Annotated in this window: 11 protein-coding genes; 7 read left to right on the plus strand and 4 right to left on the minus strand. The window is 65.4% G+C overall.

The genetic code is table 11. The features are described 5' to 3' along the window. Positions 1-31 precede the first annotated feature (31 nt). The 3 genes from KFB96_RS12705 (at position 32) to KFB96_RS12715 (ending at position 6,496) form a co-directional block, all read left to right on the plus strand. A complete protein-coding gene (locus KFB96_RS12705; RefSeq protein WP_213458083.1) occupies positions 32-1,384 on the plus strand; it encodes a sigma-54 dependent transcriptional regulator in 1,353 nt (450 codons plus the stop codon). Between the two features lie 28 nt (positions 1,385-1,412). Next, a complete protein-coding gene (gene argA / locus KFB96_RS12710; protein WP_213458082.1) occupies positions 1,413-2,801 on the plus strand; it encodes an amino-acid N-acetyltransferase in 1,389 nt (462 codons plus the stop codon). Between the two features lie 257 nt (positions 2,802-3,058). Continuing rightward, complete coding sequence (locus tag KFB96_RS12715) at positions 3,059-6,496, plus strand: mechanosensitive ion channel domain-containing protein (protein WP_300971707.1); 3,438 nt, start codon at positions 3,059-3,061, stop codon at positions 6,494-6,496. Between the two features lie 410 nt (positions 6,497-6,906). Here KFB96_RS12715 and KFB96_RS12720 read toward each other — a convergent pair whose 3' ends face one another. Beyond that, a complete protein-coding gene (locus KFB96_RS12720) occupies positions 6,907-7,086 on the minus strand; it encodes a PA3496 family putative envelope integrity protein (RefSeq protein WP_007192069.1) in 180 nt (59 codons plus the stop codon). Between the two features lie 211 nt (positions 7,087-7,297). On the opposite strand from KFB96_RS12720, the gene KFB96_RS12725 reads away from it, so the two are divergent. From KFB96_RS12725 to KFB96_RS12740, 4 genes are all read left to right on the plus strand, one after another. Next, positions 7,298-7,996, plus strand: coding sequence for a cytochrome b/b6 domain-containing protein (locus KFB96_RS12725; protein WP_213458080.1), 699 nt, complete (start codon positions 7,298-7,300; stop codon positions 7,994-7,996). Between the two features lie 150 nt (positions 7,997-8,146). Then, on the plus strand, positions 8,147-8,581 hold the full coding sequence (gene dksA / locus KFB96_RS12730; RefSeq protein WP_213458079.1) for an RNA polymerase-binding protein DksA: 435 nt from the start codon (positions 8,147-8,149) through the stop codon (positions 8,579-8,581). A 40-nt stretch (positions 8,582-8,621) separates the two neighbouring features. Continuing rightward, a complete protein-coding gene (gluQRS, locus tag KFB96_RS12735; protein ID WP_213458250.1) occupies positions 8,622-9,722 on the plus strand; it encodes a tRNA glutamyl-Q(34) synthetase GluQRS in 1,101 nt (366 codons plus the stop codon). Then, entirely contained in the window at positions 9,610-10,149 is a 540-nt protein-coding gene (locus tag KFB96_RS12740) for a YaeQ family protein (RefSeq protein WP_213458078.1), read from the plus strand. The genes gluQRS and KFB96_RS12740 overlap by 113 nt, the downstream gene beginning before the upstream one ends. Positions 10,150-10,441: 292 nt before the next feature. Here the strand turns inward: KFB96_RS12740 and galU are convergent, their stop codons facing one another. The 3 genes from galU to lapB all read right to left on the minus strand — a co-directional run bounded on the left by galU (position 10,442) and on the right by lapB (position 13,463). Beyond that, positions 10,442-11,317: a UTP--glucose-1-phosphate uridylyltransferase GalU gene (gene galU / locus KFB96_RS12745; protein WP_213458077.1), complete on the minus strand. Its 876-nt coding sequence runs from the start codon at positions 11,315-11,317 to the stop codon at positions 10,442-10,444. A gap of 97 nt (positions 11,318-11,414) precedes the next feature. Then, the gene (gene pyrF / locus KFB96_RS12750; RefSeq protein WP_213458076.1) at positions 11,415-12,113 is read right to left on the minus strand and encodes an orotidine-5'-phosphate decarboxylase; all 699 of its coding nucleotides are present in this window, start codon (positions 12,111-12,113) and stop codon (positions 11,415-11,417) included. Positions 12,114-12,260: 147 nt separating this feature from the next. Then, positions 12,261-13,463, minus strand: coding sequence for a lipopolysaccharide assembly protein LapB (gene lapB, locus KFB96_RS12755; RefSeq protein WP_213458075.1), 1,203 nt, complete (start codon positions 13,461-13,463; stop codon positions 12,261-12,263). Positions 13,464-13,497 lie beyond the last annotated feature (34 nt).

Raw genomic sequence — 13,497 nt, forward strand, 5'->3', positions numbered from 1 at the left:
CCACCTTGTCCACACCGAGGGAGCTGGCCTAATGACGAAGGCTCAAGCACTGGTCGTCGACGACGAGTCCGATATCCTCGACCTCTTGAAGATCACCCTCGGCCGTATGGACATTCGGGCACTGACCGCCATGACGGTCATCGATGCCAAGCACCAGCTCGAACGCAACCGCTTCGACCTCTGCCTGACCGACATGAGCCTCCCGGACGGCAACGGCATCGACCTGATCCGACACATCGCCGAGCACTATCCCGATCTGCCGGTCGCCATGATCACCGCCCACGGCAACATGGAATCGGCAGTCGCCGCCATGAAGGCCGGGGCCTTCGACTTTGTCCCCAAACCGGTGGATCTTCAGCTCCTGCGCCAGCTCGTCAGCTCGGCGCTGCGGCTGCGCGAGACCGCAGCCACCGGGGAGGACAGCCGTAGCGCCGGCGGGGTAAGCCTGATCGGGGACTCGCGCGCGATGGATCAAATCCGGCAGATGATCGCCAAGCTTGCGCGCAACCAGGCGCCGGTCTTCATTACCGGCGAGAGCGGAACAGGCAAGGAGCTGGCCGCCCGACTCATCCACGGCCAAGGCCCGCGTGGCACGGGACCCTTCGTCGCCGTCAACTGCGGGGCCATTCCGCAGGACTTGGTCGAAAGCGAGCTGTTCGGTCACAAGAAGGGCAGCTTCACCGGCGCCGTGAGCGACAAGGAAGGGCTTTTCCAAGCCGCCTCGGGCGGCACCCTGTTTCTCGACGAAGTCGCCGATCTGCCGCTGCCGGCGCAGGTGAAGCTCTTGCGGGCCGTCCAGGAGAAGAGCGTGCGTCCGGTCGGTGCCCAACAAGAGGTCGCCGTGGATGCGCGGATCATCAGCGCCAGTCATCGCGATCTCAACCTGGAGGTCGACAAGGGCCACTTCAGGCAAGATCTCTTTTATCGCATCAACGTCATCGAGCTGCGCATGCCCGCGCTGCGCGAGCGCCCCCGCGACATCCCCGCCCTGGCGGAACGGATGCTGCTGCGGATCGCCCGGCATCATAAGGGCCAGCCCGCCATGACCCTCTCGGCGGACGCCCTCGATGCCTTGATGGACTACGGCTTTCCGGGCAACGTGCGCGAGCTCGAAAACATCCTCGAGCGTGCGACCGCCCTCTGCGAGGGATCGCTCATCGAGATCGGGGATCTCTATCTTCCGCAGGCCGACAGTCCGGCGCTCGCCGCCAGGGGACCGATCGACGACAGTGTTCCGCTGGAGGACTATCTCGGCGAGATCGAGAAGAAGGCGATCCTCGATGCGCTCGACGAGACGCGTTGGAACCGCACCGCCGCGGCCAAGAAGCTGGGGATGACCCTCAGATCGTTGCGTTATCGTCTCGCCAAGCTCGGCATCGAATAGCCGATCGCAGGCCGCGAGCGGACCGAACATGACACCATCGAATTCCGACCCGAACGACCCCGCTCCATCCCGGGATCCCTTCGTCGACTGGGTGCGCCAAGCCACACCCTACATCCACGCGCATCGCGGTCGCACCTTCGTGATTGTCTTCGGCGGCGAGGCGGTTGCGGATCCGCACTTCCCGGATCTGGTCCACGATATCGCCCTGCTGCACGGGCTCGGTATCCGGCTCGTCCTGGTCCACGGCGCGCGCCCCCAGATCGAGGCGCGACTCGCCGGTCGCGGTGCGCAGCTGCGCTACGTCAACGGGTTGCGGATCACGGATCAAACCGCGCTGGCCTGCGTGAAGGAGGCCGCCGGGGTGGTCCGGGTCGAGATCGAGGCCCTGCTCTCGCTCGGGCTCGCCAACTCGCCGATGGCCGGCGTGCGCATCCCCGTCGTCTCGGGCAACTTCGTCACGGCGCGCCCTCTGGGCGTGATCGACGGGGTCGACTATGCCCACACCGGGGCGGTGCGGCGGATCGACCGTCAGACGCTGCGGGCGGTCCTCGATCAGGGCGCGGTCGCCTTGATGCCGCCGCTGGGGTATTCGCCGACCGGCGAGGTCTTCAATCTCAGCTCGGCCGACGTGGCGCGCGGCGCGGCGGTCGCGCTCGGTGCCGACAAGCTGATCTTTCTCACCGAGGATCCCGTCGCCAAGGATCCCGTCGGGGCTGCGTCCCCGCACGGCGACACCCGGGATCTGCCCCAGGATCTACTGGGCCCCAACCTCCTGGCCCGCGACATCGACGCCCTGCTCGCCGCCGCGAGCGGGATCCCCGAGGACGTCGCCCAATGCCTGCGCGCCGGCGCCGAGGCTTGCCGCAACGGGATCCGTCGCGTGCACCTGGTGCAGCGCCGGCGCGCGGGGGCGCTGCTGCGCGAGCTCCTCACACCCGACGGCAGCGGCACCCTGATCTCCGCCGAGCCTTACGAGGAGCTACGTCCGGCGCGCATCGACGACGTCACGGGGATCCTCGAGCTGCTCCGTCCGCTGGAAGAGCGCGGCGTGCTGGTACGGCGCTCGCGTGAGCGCTTGGAGACCGAGATCGACCGCTTCTTCCTGACCGAGCGCGACGGATTGATCACGGCCTGCGCGGCACTCTACCCTTACCCGAGCGCGGGGATGGCGGAGTTGGCCTGCGTCGCCGTGCATCCGGATTATCGGGCGAGCGGACGCGGGGATCGGCTGCTCGCCCACATGGAAGACATCGCTCACGCCGGCGGTATCGAGCGCCTGTTCGTCCTCACCACCCAAACCGCGCATTGGTTTCGAGAGCGCGGTTTCGAGCCCGGTTCGCTCGGCGCCTTGCCGATGGAGCGGCAAGCCCTGTACAACTTCCAGCGGAGCTCGCAGGTCTACATCAAGGTCCTTTGAATCGCGTCCCGTGCGACATGCGCGGGTTCGGTATCGGCTCGGCGTCGAGCGCGTCCTGATGCGCTTGAGCGGACGCGATTCAAGATTCTGAAGATATTCATTTATTTCCGACTTTAGCTGCGGAGCCATCGCCTGATCAGGCGATGGCCGAGCCGTTCTTTTGCGACCCGATCATGATGATGTCGATCCCGATGATGAGCACACCAGCAGGACCCTCCGACCATTCGGAGGAACGGCGGTTTCGGAAGCCATCGAGGTTGCTTCCGTTCCTCCTCGTTCTCTCGACGATGCTCGCGAGCAACGCGCTCGCGACCGAGCCGACGCCTGCCGGCTCGACCCCGGCCGTGCCGGCGAGCAGCAGCGACGGTCTTCCGTCGGTCGACCAGGTCGAGGCCAAGATCGCGGAGGTTGCGGCCGATACGGCGCTCGACGAGGCCGGCAAGGCAGCCTTGACCGAGCTGTATCGGCGGGCACTGGCAAACCTCGAGGCGACTCGGACCTTCGACACCCAAGCCAAAGAGCTTGCCGAAGCGCTGACGACGGCACCCGCCGAAACCGCGGCAATCCGGCAACGCATCGAGAAACGCGAGCCGGGGACGGACGAGGTCGTCGAGATCCCGAAGGATCTGCCGACAGAGGAGATCGCGCAGCGCCTGAGCATCGTCCTCGCCGACACCGCCGTGGAGGAAACGCGCATCGCCGAGCTCGACAAGGCCATCGAGCGGAGCATGGGGCGTCCCGCCGCGATTCGCGCACGCGTATCCGAGGTCAAGACGGCGCTCGGCGAGCTTGAAGCCGATCTGAGCCAACCCGAAAGCGCCGACGCGGAGATCGCAGCGAGCGAAGCTCGACGCTGGGCGCTCGAGACCCGTCGGGCAGCGCTCTGGGCGGAGGGTCGGATGCTGGAACAAGAGCTGCTGAGTCTGTCGGCGCGCGATGCACTGCATCGCGCACAACGCGAGGAGGCGACCTTGAAGTGGGAAAGCCTCCGAGCCCGGCAGCGACAGCTCGAGGAATTGCAGAACCAGCGGCGTCGCGACGAGGCGGAGGCGGCGCAGCGTGAATCCGAGCGCGCACGGATCGAGGCCGCCGACAAGCATACCCTGGTGCAGGAGGCGACCCGGGAGAACGCCGAGATCACCACGTCCACCGGCGATCTGGCACGCCGCCTGGGGGGCCTGGACTTGGCGATCGAGCGCATCGAGGAGGAGCGCAAACGCGTCGAGCAAGATTTCAAAGCGGCACAGCAACGCATCGAGGCCGCCGGACTGAGCAAAGCGCTCGGTCAGATCCTAGTGGAGCGGCGCGACCAGATCCCGGATCTGCGCCAATACCGCCGGGCGATCCAGGATCGCGAAGACGAGATCGCCGACGCCACGCTCAGACAGATCCGCTATCGCGAAGAGCAGCGCCATCTGCGCAATCTCGCTGCCTATCTCGACGAGCTCACCACACGTGATCCGACCGCTCAAGCCCCGGAGGTCCGCGAGCAACTCAAGGCGGCGCTCGAGCAAAGACGCCGTTTGATCACACAGGCACTGAGCGTCGAGGACGACTACATCGGCCAGCTCGGCGAGCTCAACTATGCCGCCGACCAGCTCATTCGGACGGCCGAGGGCTACGACGGCTATCTCGCCGAGCGCTTGCTGTGGGTACGCAGCACCCTTCCGGTCGGCATCGAGACCCTCGTCACACTGCCATCGGCCATCGGCTGGCTCGTCGCACGGGAACATTGGATCGAGGTCACACGCGTACTGACGCACGCGGGTGCGCACTCGCCGTTGCTCTGGGCCCTATCGCTCGTCATCGTCGGCATCTTCTGGAAGCTCTCGGCGCTGCGACGCGCGATCCGAGCCACGGCCGAGCCGCTGCGCAGGATTCGCACCGATCGCCTGAGCCACACCGGCAAGGCCATCGGCCTGAGCCTCGTGACGGCACTGCCCATCCCGCTCCTCTTGTGGCTGATCGGACTGCAGCTGTCGACCTCCATCGAGGCCACCGACTTCACGCGCGCGCTGGGATCGGCCCTTATCGGCGCCTCCGTCGGTCTCTACTATCTGCGAGCCTTCCGAACGCTCTGCATCACCGGGGGGGTCGCCGACCGACACTTTCGATGGAGCCAAGACAGCCTCCGGCTGCTCAGACGCGAGTTTGATTGGTTCAGCATCTTCGTCGTCCCGGTCGCCTTGACGGCCATGGTGCTCTACAACGACAGCGACCCCGCCTTCAGCGGGAGCCTGGGACGCCTGGCGACGATCGCGACCATGGTGGGGTTCTCCGTCTTCTTCGCGCGCCTCTTGAGCCCCGCGAAGGGTGTCCTGAAGGATGCGCTCGCGGAAAGCCCGAACGGGTGGTTCAACCGCCTGCGTCATATTTGGTTTCCGGTGATCGTCGGCGCACCGCTGGGCTTGGCGGTGCTCGCGTTGCTGGGCTACGTCTACACGGCCGGGGTCCTGTTCGAGTCGCTGGTGCAACAGACCTGGCTCGCGCTTGCCTTGATCGTGCTGCATCAGGTGATCGTGCGTTGGCTGATCGTCACGCGGCGTCGCCTGGCACTGACGGCGGCGGTCGAGCGCGCGAGCGCGCGCCGCGCGCAAACCGAGGCCGAACGCAATGAGGCCGCTGCCCCGGTCGCCTCGGAGCTGCAGGTGGACGAGCCCGAGCCGGATCTCGCCGCACTCGACGAGCAGACCCGACGCCTGATCAATGCCTCGGTCTTCTTCACCGCATTGCTGGGGGTCTGGCTGACCTGGTCGGATGTTTTGCCGGCCCTGTCCATGCTCGAGCGCATTCCGCTGTGGTACTACGACGGGATGGTCGACGGCATCGCCCAGCAGGTCCCGGTGACGGCGGCCAACCTGGGCTTGGTGCTGGTGATCCTCTTCGTTGCCACCGCTGCCGCCAAGAACCTCCCGGCGCTGCTGGAGATCCTGCTGCTGCAGACCGAATCCGTCTCCGCGGGCGGGCGTTATGCGATCAAGACCCTGGTGAGCTACGCCATCACGGTCGCCGCCTTCCTGGTCGCCTTCAGCACGCTCGGGCTGAACTGGGGGCAGGTGCAATGGCTCGTGGCAGCGCTGGGTGTGGGTATCGGCTTCGGCCTTCAGGAGATCGTGGCGAACTTCATCAGCGGCATCATCATCCTGTTCGAGCGTCCGGTGCGGGTCGGCGACATCGTCACCATCGGCGATACGACCGGTGTGGTCACCAACATCCAGATCCGCGCAACCACCATCCGTAACTGGGATAGACAAGAGCTCCTGGTACCGAACAAGGAGTTCATCACGGGACGGCTGTTGAACTGGAGTCTGACCGATCAGCAAAACCGCATCACGATCCCGATCGGGATCGAATACGGAAGCGACACACGCAAGGCACTGAGCATCCTCGCTCAAGTTGCCGAGCAGCACGAGCGGGTCCTCGATGATCCTGCCCCCTTGATCAGCTTCGAGGGGTTCGGAGACAACGCCCTGACCATTGTCCTGCGGTGTTATCTCAACGTGCTCGACGGTCGGATCGGCGTCGCCACCGAGCTGCATCAAGCGATTTACGATCGCTTCAAAGAGGAGGGGATCGGTATGGCGTTCCCCCAACGCGATGTCCATCTGTCGCTGCGCGCGCCCTTGGATATTCGCTTGGATCCCGCCGCTCGCGACGCGTTTCGGCCTGCCGAGTCGGTCTCGCAAGGCGGGTAAACCGCGCCCGGTGCGGTATGCGATGTTTTTGGATGGGATCGGCCCCGGCGGATTTCACAACCGCTGGAGCCGGCGCGGTTTAAAGTATTAAAAAATATAAAATTTTAAACCGCGTCCCCCGCTAAGGGTCGTGGATTCACCAAACTTCGAGCTCACTCGAAAGTGAGCATCTCGCTCTGGACGCGGTTTAATCGTTGTCGTTGTCGTTGTCGTTGTCGTTGTCGTTGTCGTCGATAACGAGAACGAGAACGAGAACCGTGCCGAAGGCATACTCTCGCCGAGTCGTCCTCCTTATTTTTGAACCGTTCCCAAGGATCCGAGCGCCTTCCGGAACGGATCGGGTCGGCGGAAGAGCCGTGCTCGACGGCTCGTTGAAAGAACAGACCCGCACCACGAACGGGCCATCAACATCAACCCAGCTCGTCGAACTCGGGGTCGTCGAGAAGCTCGCGAAGCCGTTTAATTTCACGCATATGCTCGATCCGGCGACGCACCGCCAGATTCGCCGCAGGGGCGCGCGAATCCGGGCCGGTCATCGACGGCACACGCTCGTTGGCCTCCTCGCCGTAACTGCTTTCGTTGTCCATCATCTCCGCTACCTCGGGTCACACAATCACAAGGGAATATTCGCCGCTCTTTAAGCGAAAGCAGACTCAGCGTCAAGTCATTATTTGCTCTTGTCTCGGGCCGGGCCGCGTCCTCCTCGGCGCGTCGGCGCCGATCGAGTTGCCCCGAGCCATCGCGGGCCTCAAGATACCGGGCCGACACCGAATCGATTCTGAGCAAGAAGGAGGCCCTGCGTTGAACGAGCGATCGATCCTGATCTGGGACCTACCGACCCGCCTCTTTCACTGGCTCCTTGCGTTGCTCGTCGCTGCAGCGTTCGTGACCGGCCTGCAAGGCGGAAATCTGATGGTTTGGCACGGCCGCATCGGGCTTGTGATCCTGGGCCTGCTCGTCTTCCGCCTCGCCTGGGGCCTTGTCGGATCCACCTACGCGCGATTCGGACACTTCGTGCGCGGACCCGGCGCGGTGATCGACTACCTGCGCGGTCGGTGGCAGGGCCTCGGACACAGCCCCTTGGCGGCCCTATCCGTGCTTGCCTTGATCGGCCTGCTGCTGTTTCAGTCGATCAGCGGACTCATGACCAACGACGATATCGCCTTCCGAGGCCCCCTCTACGACCTGGTTTCCAAAGCGACCAGCAACTGGCTGACCGGGTTGCATCGCCAGAACATCTGGTTGATCGGCGGTCTGGTCGCACTGCACGTCTGCGCAGTTTTCTATTACACGTTGCTGCGTAAGGACGATCTGATCCGTCCCATGATTCACGGTCGTAAGCGAGTCTCGGGCACGGCGGCGAAACCGGCGACCGGCGGCGGCTGGCTCGCCTTCCTCGCGGCCTTGGCGGTTGCCTTCGGCGCCGTGTGGATCGCCGACGGCGGGCTTCTTCCGCCACCCCCGCCGCCTCCGCCACCCGGCAGCATCCCGACCTGGTAGCGAAGGTCGACACACCCAGACGCGGCCGTCACCGGCATTTTAGTTGCCCGGCGAACGATGTTCTGGTACTTAAGCGTGTTTTTCGCGGCCGGTCCGGCCGGCCGTATCGGGCGCATGCCATCCACGACAAGAGCCTTCGGGAGTACATTCATGGCCGAAGCGAACGCCACTCAAGCCAGCACAGCCGAGTTCGAGCCCTACCGACAAGGCGCGGACGAGGACTACATGAGTCCCGAGCAGGAGGCGCATTTTCGCGAGATCCTCTTGGCCTGGAAGAAATCGCTCATGGAAGAGGTCGATCGTACCGTACACCACATGCAGGACGAGGCCACCAACTTCCCCGACCCCAACGATCGTGCCACCCAGGAGTCCGAGTTCAGCCTGGAGCTGCGCACCCGCGATCGCGAGCGCAAGCTGATCAAGAAGATCGACGAGGCGCTCGGTCGAATCGACGACCACGACTACGGCTTCTGCGAGGCCTGCGGGGTCGAGATCGGCATCCGCCGTCTCGAGGCGAGGCCGACCGCCACACTCTGTATCGACTGCAAGACACTCGACGAGATCCGCGAACGGCAGCGCGGATGATCCCCGATCCGGCGGGACCCGGATCCCGGTCGTGAGGCCGATGCAGGGCCCCGCCGATCCCGGTCCGACCGACGCCCCCGGAGGAAGCGCGTATCGCGGCCGCTTTGCGCCGTCCCCGACCGGTCCACTCCATCTCGGCTCGCTGCTCGCCGCCGTGGCCAGCTACGCGGACGCCCGCGCCAATGCGGGCATTTGGCTGGTGCGGATGGAAGACCTCGACCGCACGCGCGAGGTTCCCGGGGCGGCCGACCTGATCCTCCGCACCCTGAGCGCGTTCGGTTTCGAGTGGGATGAAGCCGTGATCCATCAAAGCCTTCGGACCGACGTCTACCGAGATGCACTCGACACACTCGCGGCTCGGGGTCTGACCTATCCGTGCGGATGCAGCCGCACCGAGGTTGCCCGAGCCGGCCGCACGGGACCCGAGGGACCCGTTTACCCCGGCACCTGCCGGGACGGTCTTGCGCTCGGGCGGCGGGCACGCACCGAGCGCTTCCGCACCCCGCCGGGCGCGCTCGCCTTCGAAGACCGCATCCAGGGACCACAGGAGCAGATCGTCGACGAAGCGGCCGGCGACTTCGTACTGCGGCGCGCCGACGGCATCCACGCCTACCAGCTCGCCGTCGTCGTCGACGATGCGCTTCAAGGGATCACTCAGGTGGTGCGCGGTGCGGACCTGCTGCTCTCCACGCCCCGCCAGATCCTGCTGCAACGCGCCTTGGGATTCGGCCAACCCGGCTACGCGCATGCCCCCTTGATCTTGGACGCGCAGGGCCGAAAGCTCAGCAAGTCATTGGCTGCAGCACCGGTCGACGCGCGCGATCCGCTGCCCGCCTTGCGTACGGCTTGGGCCGTGTTGGGACAAGCCCCGCCGCCAGCGGATCTCCACATCGATGCCTTTTGGACATGGGCCATCCCCGAGTGGCGGATTGCGCGCATCCCGGCCCGGACCTCGGCCGCATGTCCGAGCGCCTCATCACCGCGGGCGCCCGAGTACTTCGCGCGCCCCTCGAACCCGAGACACTCCGATGGCCCTCAAAGCAACCGTCTTCAAGGCGCAGATCCAGATCAGCGACATGGACCGTCACTATTACGAGAGCCACACACTGACCCTGGCCCGGCACCCGTCCGAGACCGATGAGCGGATGATGGTGAGGCTGCTCGCCTTTTCACTCTATGCCGACCCGCAGCTCGCCTTCACCAAGGGGCTGAGCGCAGACGACGAGCCGGACCTGTGGCAACGCAGCCTGAGCGGCGAGATCGAGCGCTGGATCGAGGTGGGACAACCCGAGGAGCGGCGCCTGCGCAAGGCGAGCGGTCGCGCGCGCGAGGTGGTGGTGATCACCTACGCCGGGCGCGCGGCGGATCTGTGGTGGGAGCAGAACAGCGCAGGTCTCGGGCGCCTTCGCAACCTCCGGGTGCTCGATCTGAGCAGCAGCGAGAGTCAGGCCCTGAGCCGCTTGGCCGAGCGCTCGATGGATCTGCAATGCACCATCGACGGTGGCGAGGTGTGGATCGGCAACGCTCGGGAGACGGTCGCGCTGACTCCGCGTCTGCGCCAGGTCTGAGCGCACCGAGGGCGTGCAACTTTAAACGGGCGGGACCCTTGCCTCGCAGAGCCGGAACCAAAAGCGCTGTCGAGAACTTTGGTCGTTGTCGTTGTCGTTGTCGTTGTCGTTGTCGTAATCGAGTCTTCGCACGACTACGACTACGACAACGACAACGAAATGTCTTGTGACAGTGTGTTCGGGATTCGCGGGGTAAGGGACTCAACAGGAGGGGCCAGGCCGGAGCACGCAGGCTCCGGGCATGACCCCGACGACTCGGAGCGACAGCCCGGCTGCCGGGCCCGTCGCGCCGTTATTGTTGCCCGAAGGCCCGCAGATAGGCCGAGAAGCGCTCCCCGACCTCCGGGTGCGCCAAGCCGAACTCCACATTCGCCTGGAGATAGCCGAGCTTGCTGCCGCAATCGTAGCGCTTGCCCTGGAAGGGATAGGCGATCACCGGCTCGTCCTCGAGGAGGGCAGCGATCGCATCGGTCAACTGGATCTCCCCGCCCGCACCTTCCCGGGTCTGCTCGAGCTTCTCGAAGATCTTGGGCGTCAGAAGATACCGTCCGACGACCGCCAGATTCGAAGGCGCATCGGCCGGGGCCGGCTTCTCGACGATCGAGACGACCCGCAGCTCTCCGTCCGGACCGGGCTCGACCTTCACGATGCCGTACTTGTTGGTCTCCTCGCGCGGGACCTCCTGGACACTCAGTACGCTGCAGCCGAACCGCTCGTAAACGTCGGACATCTGCTCGACCACGCCCTTGCCTTGAGAGTGGATCAGGTCGTCGGCCAGCAAGACGGCAAACGGCTCGTCGCCCACGACGGACTTGGCACAGAGTACGGCGTGCCCGAGACCGAGGGCCTCGGCTTGGCGCACATAGATGCAGGTCACACTCGGCGGCATCACGTTCTGAACGATGTCAAGGAGTTGCAGCTTGCCGGAGCTCTTGAGCTCCGCCTCGAGCTCGTAGGCCTTGTCGAAATGATCTTCGATCGAGCGCTTGTTGCGGCCCGTAATGAAGACCAACTGAGTCACACCGGCGGTCTCGGCCTCCTCGGCTGCGTATTGGATCAGGGGCTTGTCGACGATCGACATCATCTCCTTGGGGCTCGCCTTGGTGGCCGGAAGGAACCGGGTCCCGAGTCCGGCGACCGGGAACACTGCCTTTCGAATCTTCGCCATCGCGTCTTCTCCTTCAAGATCGTTCAATGTGAGCAGGCAGCTCGGACCAGGACCGAGATGCGCGGTTGAGACAGGTCATGCCGGAGTCGGGAGCACGTCAGGCCATAAGCGAATCCTCGATGGCCCGCAGCGCAGCCAAGGGATCCTCCGCCGCGGTGATCGGGCGCCCGATAACCAGGTCGTTCGCACCGGCTGCGAGGGCTTCGCGCGGTGTCATCACACGCACCTGGTCACCGAGCGAAGCACCGGCGGGCCTGACGCCCGGTGTAACCAGCCGAAAATCAGGACCCTGCGCCGCGCGCACCGCAGCTGCCTCCAAGGGCGAGCAGACCACGCCGTCGAGACCCGCGGCATGCCCGAGGGCTGCGAGCGCGAGCACCCGTTCGCCCGGCTCGCCGGGACAGCCGACCGCGCTCAGATCCTCACGGTTCAGACTGGTGAGCAAGGTCACGCCGATCAGCAACGGCCGTCTCGACATGGCATCGAGTCGCGTGCGCGCCGCCTCGATCATCCGGGTCCCGCCGGAGATATGCAGGTTCACCATCCAAACCCCGAGATCCGCCGCGGCAGCACAAGCACCCGCGACCGTGTTGGGGATATCGTGAAATTTCAGGTCGAGAAAGACCTCGAACCCGCGAGACTGCAACGCCTCGACGAACACCGGCCCGCATCGCGTGAACAGCTCCTTGCCGACCTTCAGCCGGCAGCGCGTCGGATCGAGCCGCTCGACCAGAGCAAGCGCTTCGGCCTCGCTCGCGAAATCGAGCGCTACGATAATGCGTTTGGATTGCGTCACGTCCGGTCCTCGTGTGCTTGATCAGGGTTCCGCGCCCGGTATCCCGGACCGCTCGGCAGCTCAGGGTCCGACGACCCACGGCCGATCCCCGCTGCGCCGAGCGTGCGAGCCGTGGCGGAGGAGATCCCGTGCGCACCCCTCGCAGGGTCAGGCAAGACGTCGCTCATGCAGCACCTCCTCGCCGATAATCGGCTCGGGCTGAACGGGAACGACACTTCCCCAGGAGCGGCAGCTAGGACACTGCCAATGCAGCGAGCGCGCCTCGAAACCGCAGTGTTCGCAGCGATAAACCGCCTGCCGCGCGAGCAAATGCCGCGTCACCTCCAAGACGACTCGCATCCGTTCGACCGAAAAACCCTGCACCTGCGACGGCCCTTCGACCTGCAGCTCGAAGAGACGCTCGAGTACGGCCAAATCCGCATGCCGGGTCAGATAACGCGTCAGCAGATCCATGGCAGCCTCCTTGCCGCGGCTCTGGGCGACGACATCGCTGAGACCGAGCGTCAATGCCGGACTTGAATGCCGCTGGGCCAAGTCTTCCAGAACCGCGGGCACATCGTCGCGTCCAAGGTACCGCAAGGCATCGATCAGCTCGGGCAGGATCTCAGGGACATACGATGCGCGCTGCTCCGCCACGTGCGTAAAGAGCGCCAACGCACGCTGCGGATCGCCGTCTTCCAGCGCGGCACGACCCTCGAGCATGGTGGCGCGGACGCACTCCGGATCCGCCTCCCGAGCCAGGTGCAGCTGTGACATCGCACGCGCCGCATCGCCGCAGCGCCGAGCATCCTCGGCCAGCTCGCAATGGTAGTGGCCGATCGCGACCCTGATGGATGGATCGTTCGCCGGCTCGAGCAGCTCGGCGACCTCCAGGCAGTGTGCCCAGTCGCGCTCCTGCTCGTAGAGCTCGCGCAGACTCTGGAGCGCACGCCGGCGGTGCAACCCGAGACCGACCAGCTCCTGAAACAGGCATTCGGCCCGGTCCAACAAGCCTGCACGCATGTAGTCCTGGCCAAGCTCGAAGAGGGCATCACCGCGCTGCTCCGCGGCCAGATTCTTCCGGGCGATCAGGTTCTGGTGAATACGAATCGCCCGGTCGACCTCGCCGCGACGTCGAAACAGACTGCCGAGCGCGAGGTGGGTCTCGACGGTCTCCCCGTCGACCTCGACAAGCTCCAGGAACATGTCGATGGCCTTATCCGGCTGCTCCTCGACAAGATAATTCAGACCCCGCAGGAATGCGGGGTGAGGTGGCGATCCACGGCTGCGTCGAACCGGCGTGCCGCGACGCGCGACCCACCACCCGGAGGCCGCCGCAACAGGCAGAAGTAGAAAGAGGAGCTCGATCACGGGCGCCACCGACGGCGCAGTAGAACGGATGGGA

The organism is Thiocapsa sp. (genome assembly GCF_018399035.1).
In the GTDB taxonomy this organism is placed as follows: Bacteria; Pseudomonadota; Gammaproteobacteria; order Chromatiales; family Chromatiaceae; genus Thiocapsa.